Origin of the sequence: Acidicapsa acidisoli (assembly GCF_025685625.1) — a bacterium.
GTDB classification, from domain to species: Bacteria; Acidobacteriota; Terriglobia; order Terriglobales; family Acidobacteriaceae; genus Acidicapsa; species Acidicapsa acidisoli.
In genome coordinates, this window is sequence record NZ_JAGSYI010000002.1 from 683,698 (window position 1) to 702,714 (window position 19,017).

The 19,017-nt window shown below is 59.4% G+C and carries 19 protein-coding genes and 1 tRNA gene; 8 read left to right on the forward strand and 12 right to left on the reverse strand.

Annotated features, from left to right (window positions below):
- The first annotated feature begins 33 nt into the window (after window positions 1–33).
- A tRNA-Lys gene (locus OHL23_RS12860) sits at window positions 34–109 on the forward strand.
- Window positions 110–218: 109 nt separating this feature from the next.
- Here the strand turns inward: OHL23_RS12860 and OHL23_RS12865 are convergent.
- The 3 genes from OHL23_RS12865 to OHL23_RS12875 all read right to left on the reverse strand — a co-directional run bounded on the left by OHL23_RS12865 (window position 219) and on the right by OHL23_RS12875 (window position 2,984).
- Window positions 219–620: a hypothetical protein gene (locus tag OHL23_RS12865; RefSeq protein WP_263352286.1), complete on the reverse strand. Its 402-nt coding sequence runs from the start codon at window positions 618–620 to the stop codon at window positions 219–221.
- A 66-nt stretch (window positions 621–686) separates the two neighbouring features.
- On the reverse strand, window positions 687–1,712 hold the full coding sequence (locus OHL23_RS12870) for a UDP-glucose--hexose-1-phosphate uridylyltransferase (protein ID WP_263352287.1): 1,026 nt from the start codon (window positions 1,710–1,712) through the stop codon (window positions 687–689).
- A gap of 66 nt (window positions 1,713–1,778) precedes the next feature.
- Complete coding sequence (locus OHL23_RS12875; RefSeq protein WP_263352288.1) at window positions 1,779–2,984, reverse strand: ATP-grasp domain-containing protein; 1,206 nt, start codon at window positions 2,982–2,984, stop codon at window positions 1,779–1,781.
- A gap of 234 nt (window positions 2,985–3,218) precedes the next feature.
- Between OHL23_RS12875 and OHL23_RS12880 the strand changes: the two genes are divergently transcribed.
- From OHL23_RS12880 to OHL23_RS12895, 4 genes are all read left to right on the forward strand, one after another.
- Complete coding sequence (locus tag OHL23_RS12880) at window positions 3,219–3,818, forward strand: DUF4254 domain-containing protein (RefSeq protein WP_263352289.1); 600 nt, start codon at window positions 3,219–3,221, stop codon at window positions 3,816–3,818.
- A gap of 147 nt (window positions 3,819–3,965) precedes the next feature.
- A complete protein-coding gene (locus tag OHL23_RS12885) occupies window positions 3,966–4,634 on the forward strand; it encodes a TPR end-of-group domain-containing protein (RefSeq protein WP_263352290.1) in 669 nt (222 codons plus the stop codon).
- Between the two features lie 68 nt (window positions 4,635–4,702).
- The gene (locus OHL23_RS12890) at window positions 4,703–5,740 is read left to right on the forward strand and encodes a gluconeogenesis factor YvcK family protein (protein WP_263352291.1); all 1,038 of its coding nucleotides are present in this window, start codon (window positions 4,703–4,705) and stop codon (window positions 5,738–5,740) included.
- Between the two features lie 111 nt (window positions 5,741–5,851).
- The gene (locus OHL23_RS12895) at window positions 5,852–6,334 is read left to right on the forward strand and encodes a DUF3617 domain-containing protein (protein ID WP_263352292.1); all 483 of its coding nucleotides are present in this window, start codon (window positions 5,852–5,854) and stop codon (window positions 6,332–6,334) included.
- A 10-nt stretch (window positions 6,335–6,344) separates the two neighbouring features.
- On the opposite strand, the gene rlmN is transcribed toward OHL23_RS12895, so the two are convergent.
- Window positions 6,345–7,547: a 23S rRNA (adenine(2503)-C(2))-methyltransferase RlmN gene (rlmN, locus tag OHL23_RS12900; protein WP_263352293.1), complete on the reverse strand. Its 1,203-nt coding sequence runs from the start codon at window positions 7,545–7,547 to the stop codon at window positions 6,345–6,347.
- A 164-nt stretch (window positions 7,548–7,711) separates the two neighbouring features.
- On the opposite strand from rlmN, the gene OHL23_RS12905 reads away from it, so the two are divergent.
- The 3 genes from OHL23_RS12905 (at window position 7,712) to lolA (ending at window position 10,422) form a co-directional block, all read left to right on the forward strand.
- The gene (locus OHL23_RS12905; protein ID WP_263352294.1) at window positions 7,712–9,016 is read left to right on the forward strand and encodes a M16 family metallopeptidase; all 1,305 of its coding nucleotides are present in this window, start codon (window positions 7,712–7,714) and stop codon (window positions 9,014–9,016) included.
- Window positions 9,017–9,229: 213 nt separating this feature from the next.
- Entirely contained in the window at window positions 9,230–9,730 is a 501-nt protein-coding gene (locus OHL23_RS12910; protein WP_263352295.1) for a type IV pilin protein, read from the forward strand.
- Window positions 9,727–10,422 (forward strand): outer membrane lipoprotein chaperone LolA, encoded by a 696-nt coding sequence (gene lolA / locus OHL23_RS12915; protein WP_263352296.1) that lies wholly within the window; start codon window positions 9,727–9,729, stop codon window positions 10,420–10,422. The genes OHL23_RS12910 and lolA overlap by 4 nt, the downstream gene beginning before the upstream one ends.
- 77 nt (window positions 10,423–10,499) lie before the next feature.
- Here the strand turns inward: lolA and OHL23_RS12920 are convergent, their stop codons facing one another.
- The 8 genes from OHL23_RS12920 to OHL23_RS12955 form a co-directional block, all read right to left on the reverse strand.
- Window positions 10,500–11,738 (reverse strand): ABC transporter permease, encoded by a 1,239-nt coding sequence (locus OHL23_RS12920; RefSeq protein WP_263352297.1) that lies wholly within the window; start codon window positions 11,736–11,738, stop codon window positions 10,500–10,502.
- 16 nt (window positions 11,739–11,754) lie between these two features.
- The gene (locus OHL23_RS12925; RefSeq protein ID WP_263352298.1) at window positions 11,755–13,008 is read right to left on the reverse strand and encodes an ABC transporter permease; all 1,254 of its coding nucleotides are present in this window, start codon (window positions 13,006–13,008) and stop codon (window positions 11,755–11,757) included.
- Between the two features lie 185 nt (window positions 13,009–13,193).
- Window positions 13,194–13,742 (reverse strand): 3-hydroxyacyl-CoA dehydrogenase NAD-binding domain-containing protein, encoded by a 549-nt coding sequence (locus tag OHL23_RS12930; protein WP_263352299.1) that lies wholly within the window; start codon window positions 13,740–13,742, stop codon window positions 13,194–13,196.
- Between the two features lie 66 nt (window positions 13,743–13,808).
- Window positions 13,809–13,991, reverse strand: coding sequence for a hypothetical protein (locus tag OHL23_RS12935; protein WP_263352300.1), 183 nt, complete (start codon window positions 13,989–13,991; stop codon window positions 13,809–13,811).
- Between the two features lie 81 nt (window positions 13,992–14,072).
- Window positions 14,073–15,776, reverse strand: coding sequence for a GH39 family glycosyl hydrolase (locus OHL23_RS12940; RefSeq protein WP_263352301.1), 1,704 nt, complete (start codon window positions 15,774–15,776; stop codon window positions 14,073–14,075).
- 67 nt (window positions 15,777–15,843) lie between these two features.
- Window positions 15,844–16,392 carry a GNAT family N-acetyltransferase gene (locus tag OHL23_RS12945; RefSeq protein WP_263352302.1) on the reverse strand — a complete coding sequence of 183 codons (549 nt, stop codon included), beginning with the start codon at window positions 16,390–16,392 and terminating at the stop codon, window positions 15,844–15,846.
- Window positions 16,393–16,763: 371 nt separating this feature from the next.
- Window positions 16,764–18,101 (reverse strand): Nramp family divalent metal transporter, encoded by a 1,338-nt coding sequence (locus tag OHL23_RS12950; protein WP_263352303.1) that lies wholly within the window; start codon window positions 18,099–18,101, stop codon window positions 16,764–16,766.
- Window positions 18,102–18,196: 95 nt separating this feature from the next.
- Window positions 18,197–18,892, reverse strand: a complete 696-nt coding sequence (locus OHL23_RS12955) for a metal-dependent transcriptional regulator (RefSeq protein WP_263352304.1) — start codon at window positions 18,890–18,892, stop codon at window positions 18,197–18,199.
- Between the last annotated feature and the right edge of the window lie 125 nt (window positions 18,893–19,017).

Consider the following 19,017-nt stretch of genomic DNA (forward strand, 5'->3'; position numbering starts at 1 on the left):
ATTGTGCTACCTTTGTAAATGGAAGGCCTTCAGGAGCACGTAGCTCAGTTGGTAGAGCAACGCACTTTTAATGCGTGGGTCCTGGGTTCGACTCCCAGCGTGCTCACCACTCCGCAGGCCGCCCACCCTTTCAAAACTGAATAGCAATGCAGTGACAGGGATCTTCGCGAGCGGTTTGTGTAAATGCAAACCGCTCGCGAGAGCCATGAGGCGAATTTTTACTCTGTGGCTTCGGTTTCGGTGACGGTGACAGTGACGGGAGCTTCCAGCTTGAAGTGCCAGATGAACTGGGTACCGCTCCACGACTCGATGAAATGCGCCGTGCCTCTCCCCCCGGAGAGCGACCGGTCAGATTCTTTGAATATCGTATAAGACGTCTCGTCGACCATCTTTTTGTTCTCAGTCCGCTTTTTATGTTTATTGCCGCTGGTGCCGCACCACGCATTCCCGATGTAGTTATAGTCATAATCGAAAATTGAGTCGCAGTTGATCGGACTGTTGCCCTTGTACGAGCTCCAGCCGGTCCGCGCTTCGCAGGCTGTGTGGCGCGAATAATTCTTGCGCCACCACTTGACTTCTTTGGCGAGTTGCTGCTGGGCCTCTTGTCTGGAAAGGGGCATGTGAGCGTTTCCTCCTTGTGCACCAAAGTTATATAACGTCAGACATCCCATTGCGTAGTGTCTTTCTTATTCGCCCAGAGCTCGCAGACGCGCCGCAGCATCTTCGGGAGTAATGTCGCGCTGAGGCATGCCGAGCATTTCAAAGCCGACCATGAATTTGCGGACAGTGGCCGAACGCAGCAGCGGCGGGTAGAAGTGCGCGTGGAAATGCCATTCCGGATGGGCCGCGCCGTCGACGGGCGATTGATGGAAGCCCATGGTGTAGGGGAAGCTGATGTCGAAGAGATTGTCGTAGCGGCTTGTGACACGCTTAAGGATGTCGGCGAGGCTGTCGCGTTCGTCGCTTTTGAGTTCCGGGAGCAGGCCGCAATGGCGGCGCGAGAGGATCATGGTTTCGAAGGGCCAGACGGCCCACCAGGGAACGACGGCTGTAAAGTGATCGTTCTCGACGATGATCCTTTCGCCGGAGGCGCGCTCGGCGGCTAAATAATCGCAGAGCAGGCAGGAGCCGTGCTCGGCGAGATAAGCCTGCTGGGCTTCGGTTTCGATGGCTGGTTCATCGGGAATGTGGCTGGTGGCCCAGATTTGGCAGTGCGGATGCGGATTGCTCGCGCCCATCATCGCGCCCCGGTTCTCGAAGATCTGGATGTGCTTGATCCAGTCCTGAGCGGCAATCTCCTCGGTTTCTGCGGCCCATGCGTCAATGACGCGGCGAATGTCGGGCCGCTGCATTTTAGCGAGCGTGAGGCTGTGGTCGGGATGGAAACAGAGGACTTTGCAGATGCCTTGAACGGGTTCCGCGGCCAGCAGCGGTGAGGAGGTTTCGTCCACGCTGGCGGGAGGATTCGGGAGGACGGCGGCGTAATCGTTTACAAATGAAAACACGCCATCGTAGTCAGGGTTTGCTTCTCCGCCGGCGCGTTTGTTTCCGGGGCAGAGATAGCATTCCGGATCGTAGGTGAGGCTGGCGGGGGCTGCGGACTTGCTGACTTCTCCCTGCCACGGGCGCTGGGTGCGATGCGGCGAAACCATGACCCAGGAGCGGCGAAGTGGGTTCCAACGGCGATGCGGGTACTGCCACTGCTTTTCCATGTTGCTGCTTTCTTGGTTTGGAGTCTGTCTCATCAGGACTTTACATCATCGGGCAGTTGGAAATCATCACGCGGTGGGACGGTCGGGTGCGGGCATGGTGGCCAGAAACTGGTTCAAGAAGGCGTGGCTATACTCTTCAAGCAATTCAGAGACGCGCTGCGGATCTCTGGAGCGCACGATGAGGCCCGCGTGGTGGTGCTTTCTCATGCGATGGACGATCTCCGGCGCATTGAAGCTGGAGGTGTCCGGCTCTTCTTCTTTAGCGAGGCACAGGACGCTGCCGGCGTATTCCTCAAAGGCAACGGGTGGCGTGTAGACCTCGCCGCGCAGGTGCGCGACTTCGATCTTTGCCCATTCGCGCCACAGATTGACGCCGGTGGAATATTCGACCAGGTCTGAGATGAAGGCTCCGCCCACACGGGCAGCAATTTCGAGGAAATAAAAGCGTCCGTCGGCGTGGGCACGGATGTACTCGCCGTGCGTGACGCCGCGCTGGAGGCCGAGGACTGGCGCGAGGCTGGCGTTGAGTTCGGTGAGTTGCTGCCAGTCGCTGCTCTCGCGGTCGACGGTGCGAGTGGTGAAGACTCCACCCTCGTGCATGACCTGCATGGGCGGACGGCCGTACTGATGGACCGACGAAAAAACAACTTTGCCTTCGCTCACGATGGAATCGACGTGGAAGATGTCGCCGGGAACGAACTGCTCCATCAAGAAATAGCTCTGCCGGTCGCCAAGTTCGTCGAGAGCGCGCCACAGGTCTTCCGGCACTTGGATTTTCTTGATTCCGAGCGCGGAAGCTTCGGAGCGCGGTTTCAGAAGCCACGGAGCCGGAACGCGATCCATGTAGGCGCGTAGTTCGTCGTAGTTGAGCACGCGGACGAATTCAGGAACGAGGAAACCGGCGTCGCGGGCGCCCATGCGCATGGCGAGCTTATCCCGGTAATAGGCGATGGCGGATGTGCCGATGCCGGGAATGCGCATGTGTTCGCGCAACTGGGCAACGATCTCCATATCGAATTCGTCGAGAGCGACAAGGCGGTCGAAGTTCCGGCTGCGCGCCATCCAAGTGACGGTGTTGAGGATCTGCTCATTGGTGAGTCCCGAGGGCATGGTCACCAGCTCTTCCAGGCACTCGGCCGGCCAGGGCGCATGGCGATGCTTGTCAACGGTGAGGAGCGTGGTGTGGATGCCCAGATCGGCGAGCTGGCGCAGGAAGTCGTGACCTTTTTCGTAGCTGGCTATGCACAGAAACCGCTGGCTTCTCTCCGGCATGGTTTTTCTCCTGACTCTGGAGTGAATGGCGTCGCGTTGCGTTGCGGAACAGATACGGACTCAGGGGCGGTTGTGTCGATTGAGGATAGTTCTACCACAACCTGCAGGGCAGGTTGCGCGCATCGTTTGGTCTCTCCCGTGTGCCCCTATCATGTGCCCTATGACGTTGCGCTTCCGGGCTTGGGCCAGGACAGGCCTTGGAGAGTACACTCAATCAGACGAAAGCGATTGGCGATGTTGAATTTTACCGATATTCCCGCACTCCATGACCAACTTACGACACGCTGGCACCAGGACGCGTTCGAGATCTGGCGTCCTCCGGATGATCCGTGGGCTTCGCTGGTGGCAAGGCAGCACCTGGCCAACTTCGTGCTTTGGCATACGGAGGACGAAGCCCGGACACCGGGAGCGACCGATGCCGATCTGGCGCGCGTCAAGCGACGCATCGACGAGACGAATCAGCGTCGCAACGATCTTTCCGAACAGATCGACCTGGCGCTGCTCGAGCGCCTTTCGCTGGAGAAGCTGCCGAACCCAAGAGCGCCGTTACACTCCGAATCCCCCGGTCTGATGATCGACCGGCTTTCGATCCTGGCTCTGAAGCTGTTTCACACCCGCGAAGAGATGGAGCGCGCGGGTGCGCCGGAGGGCCATATGGAGCGCAACATGGAGCGGCTTGCAATTCTCGCCGAGCAGCGCGGCGACCTTGCCGCTTGCCTTGTCCGATTGTGGGAAGAGGCCGTGGCCGGCAGCCGGCGCTTCAAACTATACCGGCAATTGAAGATGTATAACGACCCCGCGTTGAACCCCGCGGTGTATCGCAGTGTCCATTAGCGACCACGCGGTCCAGACACTCGCTGCACCCTCGCGGTGGGGCGGGAAATACCGCCCCGAGTTGGGGACAAACGTGGCTAAACTGGAGGCCAAACCCGAGGCCATTGACGCGAGGCGGGGTTCTGCGTATAAAGAGGGGCTGAAGCCATGAATACTTTTGTGGAACGCGGACCAGTCCGTGAATCTGCCAAAGTGATTGCGATGGCGCGACGACTGAACATGACGCTCGAGGCCCGAATACCCTTGTCCACCCGTAGGAAGGCAATTCCGCCCAATGAACGTCCCGGCGGAACCGGTACCGTGAATCGAGGCCCGGCGAACCACGGGATCACACATCAGGACGCGGCGACGGTCCAGCACTATCAGGCCGCTCTGCAACTGCTGCAACAAGCCAAATTCGAGAAGGCGCTTGTGGCCTTTGAGAAGCTGCTGGGAACTGCCCCGCCTCCGCTGGCGGAGCGTTGCCGGATGTATGTAACAGCTTGTCACCGGGAACTGAGCAAAACCAAGCTGGAGTTTGCTTCCCCGGAAGAGCAGTACGACTACGCCGTGTCGCTCTTGAACATGGACTACTACGAAGAGGCGCGGGACCAATTCCGCGAAATTCTTCAAGGACATCCCTCGGCGGACTTCGCTCTTTACGGGCTGGCAGTCCTGGATGCGATTACCGGGCAGGTCGAGGAATGCCTGGAACATCTGGCGATGGCGATTGAGGGTAATCCACGCAACCGTTTGCAGGCGCGCACGGATACCGACTTCCAGAGCATGCAGGACGATCCGCGATTCACGGAATTGCTCTACCCCGAGGCACCGTAGAATGTAGTTAGAGCGGAGTCGTTCGTTTCGAAGAACTCAAGACGCCCCTCCCGCGAAGGAAGATTATTTTGAGTACCTCGTTGACGAGCGTGCAGCCGGTGCCCTTGCGGGTGGTGGCCATTGGGGGAGGTACGGGGCTCTCGACCCTGTTGCGCGGTCTGCGCAGGCATGTGGCGGCGCCGGGTCAGATGCCGGGCCAGACCGTCGAGCCGAGCCTGATTACCGATCTTGCCGCTCTGGTGACGGTTACCGACGATGGCGGCTCTTCGGGGCGATTGCGCAAGGGATTCAACATGCTGCCGCCGGGCGACCTGCGCAACTGCATGGTGGCCCTCAGCGAGGAAGAAGACCTGATCGCGCAGCTCTTTCGGCATCGTTTTCGCTCTGGCGGAGACATAGAAGGCCACAACTTCGGCAATCTCTTTGTTGCAGCGCTGACGGAGATTACCGGGGATTTCGGGCAGGCGATTCAGCTTGCATCAAAAATTCTCGCCACACGCGGGCGAATTTACCCGGTGACTACCGCCAACGCCACGCTGGTGGCCAGCATGGACGACGGCAGCCTGGTGCGCGGGGAGACGAACATTACCGCAAGCAAGTGCCGCATCGTGGAGTTGATGCTCGATCCGCCTGACGCTGCGCCGCTTCCCGAAGCCATCGAGGCGATAGAGCGCGCCGACCTGATCACCGTGGGCCCCGGGTCGCTATACACGTCGCTCATCACCAATCTGCTCGTGCGGGGCATTCCGGAGGCTCTGGCGAAGGCACGCGGGTTGCGGGTATTCATCTGCAACCTGATGACCCAAGCCAATGAAAGCCTCGGTCTGAGCGCCTCGCAGCATATTCAGAAGATTTACGAGCACACCGGAGCACCGATCTTCGATTACGCGATTATCAATACCGCACCGGTTTCGCCGGAGATGCTGCTGCGCTACGCTGCCGAAGGCTCGCTGCCGATTACGCCCGATGTGGACCGTGTGGAGAGCATGGGCGTGCGGTGCATCGTGGGCAACTTCCTGAGCGAAGGGGATGTGTTGCGACACGCGAGCGACCGAGTGACCGGCGCGCTGATGGAGCTGGGCCGGTTTGCGGTTGTCAGAAACTGACGGAGAATTCCCCGATTCTCCAAGATTCCGCTTCCCCACTTCCCTGCTGATCCCGTACATTAGGTCGCGCTGGTGGTACCGCTGAAATCCCCCTAGTTCCACGGAGAAAACATGCGCGCGAGCCGCGGTTGGATCGTTCTTTCTTGTTGCACGCTAGCCTTGGCAATGGTCGCCTGGGCGCAGGGCCGCAGGGCTGGTCTTTACGAAGTCACCACTGAGATGACCTGGCAACAATCGCCATTTCCTAATGGGATGGGTCCGGCGCATGGTCCGCGAACCAGTCAGGTATGCGTCAGCCAAGAGCAGATCGATAAGTACAATGGCGTTCCTCCGCAGACGCGCGGGGACTGCCAGGTGAGCAACATGGTCAAGAAAGCCGACGGCTACACTGCGGACATCAGTTGCACGGGGCAAATGATGGCGAAAGGGACCGTGGAGGCGTCGTATACCGAGGATGGCCATGGCAAGACCAAGATGCACATGGTCGGCACGATGTCGATGGGGCCGAACTCCGCGCCGGTGGAGTACACGATGCTGAGCGACTCGACCTACAAGGGCGCGGATTGCGGAAGCGTGAAGCCAGTCGCCCACTAGGGAGGGCGAATTAGCTTGCGAGGGCTGCGCCTTCTGTCGTGCGCTTGAGCTGGCCGCAGGCGGCGTAGATGTCGCGTCCGCGCGGACGGCGGATGTAGGTCTGGATTCCGGCGGCGAGGAGCTGCTGCTGGAAAGCGGCGACGGACTCGGCGGTGGGGCTGTTGAAGGCGATGCCGGGGCCGGGATTCCAGGCGATCAGGTTGACCATCGCGGGCAGGTTAGCGCGCCGGACGAGGCGGATGACCTCGGCTGCGTGCTCGGGCTGATCGGTGATGCCGCCAAGCATGACGTATTCGAAGGTGACTCGTTCGCGCGGGCGGAACGGGATGGTGCGCACTGCGTCCAGAACCGCTGCGATGTTCCATTTGCGGTTGACGGGCATGATGGCTTCGCGGACCTCGTCGTTGGGCGCGTTGAGGCTGATGGCCAGCTTGGGCCGGATTTTTTCCTGGGCGAAGCGTAGGATGCCCGGGACGATACCGGAAGTGGAGACGGTCATGCGCGGCGCGGCGATGCCAACCTCGTCCATCAGTAGGCGGACGGCGGCCATGAAGTTGTCGTAGTTCAGGAACGGCTCGCCCATCCCCATGAAAACGAGATTGACACGGCTCTTGTTCAGCTCGACGCGATGGCGGTCGAGTACGGCGACGACCTGCCCGGCGATTTCGCCCGGCGTGAGATTGCGCTGCAAGCCGAGTTTGGCGGTGAGGCAGAACTGGCAGTTGACGGCGCAGCCGATCTGACTGGAAACGCAGATGGTTGCACGTCTCCAACTACTGGTGGCATCAGGCGAACTGGCTTCGGTGCTATTTTCTTCGCTGAACTCCGCGCCATCGTCGCCTTCGGGCATCCATACGGTTTCGACGGTCTGGATGCCGGTCTGAATCAGGTAGCGTTCGGTGCCATCAATGCTGCGGAAGCTCTCGGCGATATGGGGCCGGCCGACTTCCCACCCCGCTGCGGTGAGCTTGTCCCGCAGGGATTGCGGCAGCGTAGTGACCTGATCGAGATGGGTGACTCGCTGGCGGTAGAGCGCGTCTGCGAGCTGTTTGGCGCGATAGGGGCGTTCGCCAAGCTCTTGGAACAGCGCTGTCAGGGCGGCGGAGTCGAGGCCAAACAGCTGCTGCCGGATCGGGCTGGCTTCGGCTGCGTAGCCGTCCAGTGAAATCAGCGTTCCGGCGGTCGCATCGGATTTGTAAGTCGACTCAGTCATGAAGGATGGGGCGAATCCCGGCGCGAAAGCGTGAATTGGCCACTTTCAGGATACCAGCGGTTGCGTTTTCGCGTTTCTAGCCGCGTGGCCAGCATCGCCGCGAAGCCTGGCGAAAGGTCATTCGGCGCGCAGTGCCGCGGAAGAATACAATCGAATGGTGAGCTATGCCGAATAACGACCCGACCGCAACCGACACCACGACAGAACGAAACCTCTGCCGCACGGTTCTTCCCAATGGGCTGATTGTGCTTACCGAACGAATGGAGCATCTGCGCTCTGTTTCGATGGGGGTGTGGGTCAAGTCCGGCTCGCGCTACGAATCCGCCGAGATCAACGGCATCTCGCATTTTGTCGAGCACATGCTATTTAAGGGAACGCGCTCGCGCTCGGCGCAGCATATTGCGCGGGAGATGGATGCGATCGGCGGCAATCTGGACGCGTTTACCGGCAAGGAAACGATCTGCTTCAGCGTCAAGGCGCTTTCGAATCATGTGCCTATCGCGCTCGATGTGCTTTCCGACCTCGTGCTCAACCCCACCTTTGCCGATACGGATATCGAGCGCGAGCGGGGGGTGATTCTGGAAGAAATCAAGATCGACGAGGATAATCCCGACGTGCTGGTGCACGAGATCTTTACACAGAACTTCTGGAAGGATCAGCCGCTGGGCAAACCGATTCTGGGTACGACGAAGACCGTTTCGGGACTTCAGCAGCCTACGCTGTTCGACTATCATTCGGAGCGTTTCCGGGCTGGGAATATGGTCTTTTCGGCGGCGGGAAATCTCGATCATGACCAGTTTGTGGCAGCTGTCGCGGAGCAGTTTCAGACGCTGGCTTCCGGAACGGCGGAGATGTCGTTTCAATCCGCGCAGGTGAGCGCACCGATTATTTTGCGCAACAAGCGGTCGCTCGAACAGGTGCAGATCTGCCTGGGCGTGCCTTCGCCACCGATTACGGACGAGAACCGCTACGCGACGCTGATTCTGAACACGGTGCTGGGAGGCGGCATGAGTTCGCGGCTCTTTCAGACGATTCGCGAAGAGCGCGGAATGGCCTACTCCATTTATTCCGATCTGAGTCCGTACAGCGACACGGGTGCGCTTTGCGTCTACGCTGGCACCTCGGCGGACAAGACGCTGGAGATGCTGGACCTGGTGATGGCCGAGTTCCGCGCACTGAAGGAGTCGCTGCTGACCGACGAGGAGCTGCACCGCGCCAAGGAGCAGGTCAAGGGCAACATTCTGCTGGGGTTGGAGAGTTCAGGATCGCGGATGTCGAACCTCGCCAGGCAGGAGATGTACTTCAACCACTTCTTCAGTGTGGAAGAGGTACTGGAGCGGCTGGACGCGGTCACGGCGGATCAGGTGCAGCAGATGGCGCAGAAACTGTTTGTCTCCGAGCGGATCGCGGTTACGCTGCTGGGCCGGTTGGACGGGCTGAAACTGCACCGTTCGCGGCTGGTTTGTTGAGCGGATTCAAGCGAAATTCGAACTCGCTGCGTCTATTGCGTTAGCAGCAGTCTAAGGCGGGCGAAAGCCAGCAATTCGCCGCCCGCGAAGGACTTTCTTTTTAGCAGGCGAACGGTTAGGATTCTTTTCGTACAGGCTTGAACGCTTGTCGTCGGCAATGCCAGGATGATGGCTCAAACATTGAGGCTTTGGACACCCATGAATACTCTCAGAATGAAGACCCCACGCCAACGCCCCAACGGCTTTACGCTGATGGAGTTGTTGATCGTAATCAGCATCATGCTCATCCTGATGTTGATGGCGATCCCGAACTTCAACAAGATGAAGGCTTCGGCGAACGAGAATTCGGCGATCAATTCGCTGCAAGCTATTTACAAGGCTGAAATCCAGTATCAGACCACCTACCCGGCGAACGGCTTTGCATGTTCGCTGCAGGCTCTGGGCGGCGATCCGAAACAGGGCAATCCGACGCCAACCTCGGCGCAGTTGCTGCAAGGCGATCTGCCTGCCGGAGTGAAGGCCGGCTACACATTCAACATCGTCAACTGCACCAAGGTTACGGTCAACAATACCGACCAGATCACCAGCTTCCAGGTGACGGCGGTTCCGCAGGCGGTGGGCAAGACCGGTTATCGCGGTTTCTGCATAGACGAGTACAGCGAGATCAAGGCCGATCCTCAGGGCGGAACAAACTGCACTGCGTCGATCCAGTGAGCAAATCCGAATCGAGAAAAGCGGGCAGCAGGGCCGGGAGTGGCGTATCTTTCCTCACGGCTCTGCTGCTTTTTGCTGCATCCCTATCGGTTGCCGGTCAGCAGGTTGCTCTTTCCGCGAACGACCTGGCAAAGCGCGTCGACGACCACTACAACCATCTGCAAACGCTCAAGGCCAGCTTCAAGGAGCAATATGACGGCCTCGGGATGCATCGCTCCGAAGCTGGCGTAATGATGCTGCGCAAGCCGGGGCGCATGCGCTGGGAGTATCAGAGCACAGCAGGTAAGGTCTTCGTCCTCGATGGCAAATATGCGTGGTTCTATGCTCCGGGCGACACGCAGGTGCAACGGATCGCCGCCAGCCAGCTTGACGATCTCCGGTCGCCGCTGCGTTTTCTGCTCGGACATACAAAGATCGAGTCCGAATTGCAGGGCTTGACACTGGCGACGGGGCCTGGCGGAACATATACGCTCTCGGGACAGCCCAAAGGCCAGCAAAAGCGCATTGCAAAGCTGTCGCTCACCGTGACCGCAGCAGGCGCTATTACAGGAATATTGATTGTGGAAGCAGATGGCGCAGAGACACGATTCAATTTCACGGACGAAGCCGCGAATACCTCAATCCCGGACGCCGCATTTCATTTCGCTCCGCCGGCTGGAGTGCCGGTAGTCGACGCGTTGCCGCCGGTGTAGAAACAGCTCGTTGGCGGGTTAGCGCCGCTCGCGCAGCGTTAGCGAGTTGGCGGTGCGACACCGCTGCATCGTTGACCTTATTCGTATCGCAGAGCTTCGATTGGATCGAGGTTCGCGGCGCGGATGGCCGGAATCATGCCGCTGACGAGGCCAGTGACAACGAGAATTCCCGTAGCAACCATCACCGATGTCGGCGAGATGCGCAGATAGATATCCGCGTCCTCCGCGTGGGTGGCCATGGCGCTGTAGAAGGTAATCCGCCCCACTGCCACCGACACCACCTCAGCGAGGATGATACCGAGCGCGCCGCCCACCCCGGTAATCACAAACGCCTCCGCCAGGAACTGCGTCAGGATATGCCGCTTGTGCGCCCCCAGCGCCTTCTCGATCCCAATCTCGCGTGTGCGCTGCTGCACCGCCACGAACATGATGTTCATCAGTCCGATGCCGGCAATGCCCAGCGTCAGCGCGCCCACCAGGGCCAGCAAAACCTGCAAGGCAATCGAAAGAATGCGGAACTGGCTCAGCTCTTCCATGATGTTTGCCACATAAATCGCGCGGTGATCCGAGGGCCGGAAGTGATGTGCCGCGGCGAGTGTGGCGCGCAGATTTTTTTCCACCAGCTCGTAATTTCCGACGTAGTTCAACCAGATGCCGTCGAGGTACTTGGTGTCTTTAATGTCGCCCATGGTGCTGAAGGGGATGTAGACCTGGCGGTTGTTATCGTTGTCTCCCTCCTGCATCTTGGATTCGAGCACGCCGACCACCGTGAACCGAATGCCATTGAGGCGGATCGACTGCCCGATCGGATACTGGCCGGAGAAAAGCTTCGTTTTCGATTCCGCTCCGATGACGGCCACATGCGCTCTTTGCGCCTCTTCGGCCCCGTTGAAGAAGCGTCCGGTCTCGACCGGCAGATGCATCACCTCTTCGGCCACCGGCAGCACGCCGTTCACCGTCCAGGTGTAGGTGTGCAGATCGTCCTGCACCGGCACATCCTTATTCACTGTCGGCGTAATGTGGACCATTCCCGGTACGCTGTTCGCCAGCAGGTCCACGTCGTCCTGCGTAAATCGCACCTGCACTCCCGCCTTGTCTCCACCCGCCTGCTCGCTGGTGCGGCCGGGGAAGGTCCCGATCAGCGTCGTGCCCCACTGCGCGAAGATAGCTTCAATCGCCCGGCTGAAGCCTGCTCCATACGCCAGCAACAGCACCACTGTGGCAATGCCCCACGCCATGCCAATGATCGTGATGGTGGTGCGGCGGCGGTTGTAAACCATCGCCTCCCAGGCCTGACCGAGAATATCTTTCAGCATTGCAATTCCCTTCCCGCTATTCTCTGCGAAGTGCTTCTACCGGTTCCAGCGCAGCGGCCATGCTTGCTGGGTAGACGCCGGCGACGATGCCGCAGATGGCTAGCGAACCCAGCGCCAGCGCCGCCGACCACCAAACGAGTTGAGGCGGGTCGAAGCCCGGCATCTTACCTGTAAGCAGCCCTTGCAGGATCGCCATGAATCCTGCCGAAATGCCAATGCCTATGATCCCGCTCACGCCGGTCAGGATCAGCCCCTCCCAGAAAAACTGCGCCAGAATGCTGCCTTTGGTCGCGCCCAGCGCCTTGCGCAGCCCGATCTCACGCGTTCGCTCCGTCACCGAAACCAGCATGATGTTGATAATCCCCACCGCTCCGAGGCCGAGCGTAACGATGCCTACTCCGCCGAGGAAGAGGTCCATGGCGTCAAAGATCACATCCACCAGATGGCTGGTGTGAATACTGTCAAACTCATCGAATGCGTCCTTGAGCGAAGGATCGAAGTCGTGATTGTGTCCCAGCACCCGGTGCACCGCAGGCACAGCCGCGTCGCTGTTACCCTTGGTCGCAGGCTGATATTGAATCGTGTTCACCGCATCCTTCGGGATGTTTTCGCCCTTCATGGCGAATAGTTCCTGCGCGGTGGTGAGCGGGATATAGACCTTTTGGTCGTCGAAATCCTGACCGCCTCGGGCGATGGTGGCCACGCTACCGACTACCGTGAACCTCGTTCCGTTGATGGTGATCGATTCGCCCAGAAAGGGATGCCCCGGATAGAGTGTATGCGCAGCTTTCGAACCCAGGACCGCCACGCGGCGATGTTCGGTCAAATCCGCATCGTCCAGAAAACGGCCCTGTGCAACCGGGACGAACCGGATTTCCGAGAAATTTGGCTCTACGCCTAAAACCAGCATGGAAGTATTGGACCAGGCGCTCACCTCGTACAAGTCGTTCCGGTTCAGAGTAGCCGTCACCGAGCGAAGCTCCGGCAGCTTGCGCATATCAATCTCGTCCCGCAACGTGAGCTTGTACGGGCGCATCGCTGTGTGCTGGTTGGGCAGCGCCGGAATCGTCGCGTTGAAGGTCATCACCACATCGTTGCCGATACTGGCCAGGTTGCGCCGTTGCCCGGAACGAAAGCCCTCGCCCAGACCTACCAGAACCAGAAGCGAACCCACTCCCCACGCGATGCCGAACATGGTGAGGAAGGTGCGCAGCTTGTTGGCCATCATGGCGCGGAAGACTTCCCCGAGAATGTCACCAAAGTTTTGCATAGGAGGATCGCAGGCTCAGCTTGCCCGACGGCATGCTGAGGAGTTGTACGCAGAAAGGGAGCGGCCGGTTCCGTAGACTGGATCGCAAACCGGATCGCACGGCTGGTTCTGGATCTGGTTCTGCGTTTTGGACGGATTTGCAACAGGACGGTTAACGGCTTTGCTGCGAATCTTTAAGGCTTTCCCTATCGGAAAAGCGGCTCTGCGGCATCGAGTTCTACTTTGGGCGCATATCCGAGCTGCTGCCAGAATTCGCAGACCAGAGCTCGCGCTTCCGGGGTGGTCTGGCTGGTGACGCGGATGGGAATCTCTGCTGCTTTCAGGGAAAGCTGTGCGGCTTTCAGATCGATTCCGATGCACTGGCCGGGACGATAGGTGCAACTGGCGAGATCGGCGATGGAGAGACTTGTCGTCGGCGTGGCGAAGACCGTGCGCGGCGGCGCCATGCGATCCAGCAAGCTGAAGATTTCCAGCTTGGATTCGAGTTCATCAGGGACGCAGTCGATGGCCAGGTCGGCATGCCGCACTGCCTCCTCGACGGTGCGGGCAAAGCTCACCAGCGGCATCGCTTCCGGGCCTAGTTCTTCGCGCAGAGACTCCTCGGCGTGACGGAGGCTGGACGGCATCACGTCTTCCAGGATGACTCTAAAGCCTGCGCTTGCGGCATGTCGAGCGAGTTGGCGGCCCAGCGGACCTGCGCCAATGATTGCGACTGTAATTAGGGCAGTGGTCAAGCAATTCACCCGAGAATCTTCAAGCTCCGGACGGAAACAGCCAGCGCCGACGGCGGGAAATACCGGCTACTTGGCGGCAAGCGCGTCGAGAACATCCTTGGCGCTAGGTTTGGCCTGGGCGAGATGCGCGGAGACACGTGCCCGCTCCTCATCGGTCAATGTGGCTACTCCGGTGAGAATGCGGCGCAGCGTTACGGACACGTCATCGATGTAATTCATCAGGCGGATTGCTTCTCCGGTGAGTGGCATGGTGGGGATCCTCGCAGGTGATTAATTCAAGCTCTATTGTCCGTGGTTGGGGTGTGGGGTGTAAAGGCTGGCTACGCGGTGTTACCACCGCACGCGAACCAAGGCGACTCCCTGACGCGGAAGAGTCAGGCTGATTTCGGTCGTGCCGTTCGCCACGGGGACGGAATGAGGCGCAACGATCTGTTCCAACGCACCGGAAGCTTCGAGCTTCTGTTGCTGCTCGGTCGTCGGCTGGGCCGGGCTGCCCATCTGTTGCCACACCGCATAGGAATTGCTGTGACTCGCATCCATGCGGAACTCCTCGGCGGTGGCTGATTCGCCGGATAATCCTTCGAGCCTGAGTTGGATGGCGGCTTCCGCACCGGAGATATCGTCATCGTGATAGTGCCAGATTAGAATTCTGGCTTCATGATGCTTGTCTGGAGTTGTCTGCGTTGTGGCGACGGCGTTAATATCCGGCGAACCGACGGCTCCTACTTGTTCGATATCTTCTAAAGAAAGTGCGCCGGAGCTATCAGTCTGCGCCCAGTTACCGCCTAACATGCCCATCATGCGGAAGACGTTTAGAACTGGCTTGTCGATGCCATTGGTGGCTAACTCGCGAAAGCCTGCAAAATAGGGTTGGTCTTCGAACTCGAAGGCCCATGTTACCGAGCCTTCGACGGTCAGCCCGTATTTGCGGGCGAGTTCGTAGGTGCGCATGGTGGCTTCGGCGACGCTCACGCCGTAGAGCGGTCCATTGCGATAGCCGTTTTCCGGTCCTTTGCAGGCAGCGCAGCCTTCGGGGTCGCTTTCGCCGAGGACGATCGGCGTATTCCTCCACTCGGGATAGCTTGCAATAATTCGCATCCCGCGATCAACGGCGCGAAGCTGATGGCCAATGTCCATGCGGACGTGGCCATTCACGGAAACTGGCCTGCCCTTGGGGTGATAGCTGATGAAGTCGAGCGGCGTGCCGGTCTTGCCGGTCGCGGTGTTTACTCCGTGGGCGCAGTGCTCCAGAAACTGGCGCAGGAAGGCTTCGGCGCGGCTGGATGCTACTCCGGTCGATTCGGGACCGCCGATGCGCGCGTTCGGCAGCACGGTGCGGATTGCGTTGGCGCTTACATCGTATAAGTGGTCGTACTCTTCGGGCGTTCCGTGCCAGTAGCCGATATCCGGCTCATTCCAGATTTCCCACATCCATTGGTCGACGCTTGCGCCATATCGCTGCCTGAGGTGCGCGGCGTATGCGCCGACTAACTTCGCCCACTTATCGTAGTCCTTCGGAGGATAACTCCAGCCGGTGTAGATGTCGCCTTTGGGAAAGGTGTGACGATAGGGCTCCGGATGGATTGAAAGAGCTTCGGGCATGAAGCCAATCTCGACCAGAGGACGCACATGGGCAGCAGTGAGGGCGTCGAAAATGTGGTCGGTGATGGTCCAGTCATAAACGACAGTTCCGTCGGGCTTTTCGGTATAGGCGTTGGTCGAGCCCCACTTAAGCGAACCTTCACCGTTGCCGCTTGTCAGCAGGTTATGCGGACGGAAATAGACGGGAACGGGGCTCAGAGCGCTGAGTTCATGAAGCAGTTTCTGGCCGTTTGGGGCTGAGATGTAATTCGGCTCATCCGCGCCGAAGAAATTCCAGATGGGCTTGTAGGGACCCATGGTTTTGTCGGCGTGAACGGTGATGGTGACGGGCCGGGGTGGCTGCGCGTAGACAGTAGGGGGCAGGAGTCCGCAAGCGATGGCTCCGGCAAGGGTCCAGGCAATTCCGGCTGGCAGTATTGGGTTGAATCGCAATGCTCTCGCTCCAGGGAAACGATTTCTGATATTGATTCGACAGGAGCGATATTAACGCATTTGGAGCCTAAGGAGTCTCAACGGGGCCGCGCCGAAAGAGAATCGTGCCTTCCTCGTAGCCAGTGCCTGCGGGCGCGAAGCCAGTCTTTTCGAGTACGCGGATCGACCCGCGCAGATGAGGAAAGGTTTGCGCGACGAAGGCTCGAATCTTTCGGCGCGATTGAAGCCACGGGAGCATCGCGACGACGGCCTCGGACGCAAAACCCTGGCGCTGCCAGACTGGAAGGATTCCATAGCCGATCTCTGCTTCTCCTGTGTCGGGCTTCGGCAGTCCGCAACCGAAGGTGCCGATGAGCGTGCGACCGGTTTCATGGCGGACGGCCAGATAGCGGCACCAGCCAATCGCTTCCGGGGTCTCGGCAAAGAGTTTCAACAGGTATTCGAAGACATGCAGCTCCCAATTCTCGTGCGGCCACTCGTCGGGAACTTCAGCGCCGAGGACGCTTCCTAGTTCGATTCTCATGGCCGGGCTGTTTCGCCGTTGAATGAGGAGCGATTCGGGCGTGACGGCGACGAGGTCAAGACGCGGCGTGGCGATGTCCTCGAAGATGGGCATCGGTGGGAATATCGAGGGTCTGTGTGCCTGATTGTGGATCATTTGTTCGCTCTCGGATTACCGGCCTTCCGGCCTGGGTTCAAAAATCGGGCATAGCCTTCTTGCCGCAGTGAATGGCGGTGAAGTGCTTCGGGCGCGAATCTAGCGAGAGACGATCATAGGCAACGACGAAATGGTAGCATGTCCCGATGCGCCCAAAATCAAGTGCTTTCGCCCCAGCAAAATCGATAGCTATTCTGGCCGTGTCCAATCACTCAGTGATGAAAGATCTGATGAGGTTGAAATTGGCGGCTGGGAAGAATGTGTTGACCGTTCACATCTTGACCGAAGGCAATATGAATCTGGCCTATTTCCAGTTCAAAGAAGCTTAATTAGTGGCCTTGGAATGTCTGGATGAGCAGCCAGATGTTCAGGCCAGCGATGACTACGGCTACCGTCCATGACAGCCATTTGAGCCATGCGGCGTTTACGAACTGACCCATCTTGCGGCGGTCGCTGGTGAAGGCTACCAGCGGGAAAACGGCGAAGCTGAGTTGCATGCTCAGGACGACCTGGCTGAAAATCAGGAGCTTTGCGGTGCCGTGTTCTCCGTAGAGCGCGACGACGATTATGGTGGGAATGATGGCGGCGAGGCGCGTGATCAGGCGGCGCTGCCACTGGGGCAGGCGGATGTTGAGAAAGCCTTCCATGACGACCTGGCCGGCGAGGGTTCCGGTCAGAGTCGAGTTCTGGCCGGAGGCGAGAAGCGCGATGGCGAAGAGGCCGCTGGCGGCTCCGACGCCGAGCAACGGGGAAAGCAGCCGGAAGGCATCTTCGATTTCGGCGACCTCGGTGTGGCCGCTGCGATGGAAGACAGCGGCTGCGACGACCAGAATCGCAGCGTTGACGAATAGAGCCATGGTCAAGGCCGCGGCTGAGTCCCAGTTGGCGAAGCGGATGGCTTCGCGCTTGCCTTCGGTTGTGCGGGGGTAGTCGCGTGTCTGGACGATGGCCGAGTGCAGATACAGGTTGTGCGGCATGACGGTCGCGCCGAGGATGCCGATGCCGATGTAGAGCATTTCGGGGTCGGTGAGCAGGCGGCTTTGCGGAATTAGCAGGTTGGCGAGAATGGGCGCGTATTCGGGGCGGGAGAGGAAGATTTCTATGCCGAAGAGCGCGGCGATGGTGCCGATGAGCACGATGACCAGCGCTTCGAGATAGCGGAAGCCACGATTTTGCAGGAGCAGGATGAAAAGCACGTCGACACCGGTGATAAGCACGCCGATCATCAGCGGGATGTGGAAGAGCAGTTGCAGCGCGATGGCCGAGCCGATGACTTCTGCAAGGTCGCAAGCGGCGATGGCGATTTCTGCGATGAACCAGAGGGCGTAGGCTACCGGGCGGCTGGAGTTGGCGCGGCAGGCCTGGGCTAGGTCCTGTTCGGTGGCGACGCCTAATTTGATGGCCAGGCTTTGCAGCAGGATGGCCATCAGGTTCGAGAGCATGATGACGAAGAGCAGGGTGTAGCCGTAGCGCGAACCGGCGGCGAGGTCCGTGGCCCAATTGCCGGGGTCCATGTAGCCGACGGAGATCAGGAAGCCGGGGCCGATGAAACCGAGGAGGCGGCGCCAGAGATGCGGCGATTGAGAGACGCGCACCGAGGAAAAAATGTCCGGCATGGAGGGGCGAAGGACTTCGACAGGGATTTCGCCGGACGGATTTTCGGTCATCTGGGTCGCCATGGTTTAGAGGGACGGACTTGCCCCCTTAGCAAGAGTATGCCATAGGGCATTAACCATGGTTAATAAATATTATTTGCCGCGTTTTATCTCATCGAATCTTTTGCGCCGTCCCGAAGTGGGACTCGTTTGACCCAGACGCGTTCGGCGGCGGGGCGGCCCAGGGTGGTTGATCCGAGGGGAGTTTCGATGGAGACGGTCTGGTCGTAGTTTTTGGCGACGAGGCGGATACGGGTGGTGGGGCTGATGCCGGACTGGTAGAGGAAAACGAGCAGTTTGGGGTCGCGTTCGTAGAGTGAGGTGACGACGTAATCGGCGTTTTCGGCGGCTTCGGAGAGTTGGATCAGGCCACGGCGGCGGCGCTGAGTCGGGCTTTCGGGAAGGACGGTGTTGCCGTGGGGGCAGGTTCCCTGTTCGCCGAGTTTTTCGATGAGGCGGGCTTCGAAGGCGGGTGAGACGGCGTGTTCGAGGCGCTCGGCTTCGGCATGGATTTCGTACCACTCCATGCCGAAGATTTCGGAGAGCATGCGTTCGATGAGGTGATGGCGGAGGGCGGTGCGGTAGGCGGTCTCTTTGCCGCTCGCGGTTAGTCGGACGATGCCGTCGGGCTTGACTTCGACGAAGCCGTCACGTTTGAGGCGCTTGAGGGCCATGGTGACGGCTGGGGCGGAGACGGAAAGCCAATGGGCGAGCGTGGCCGGGATGACGTGAAGGCCTTCGGATTCAGCTTCGAGGATGGCTTTGAGGTAGTCCTCTTTGGAGACGGTGATGGATTCGGTCATGGTTTGCGGCGCTTACGGGGGCAGATTTGGGGCTGACTTCTGGTTTTCAGGTTGCATTCGAATGATAGAGAAGATCGCGGGCGGATGCGAATTGGAGTCTGGTCAGTTTGAGAAAGGCAAGCCCT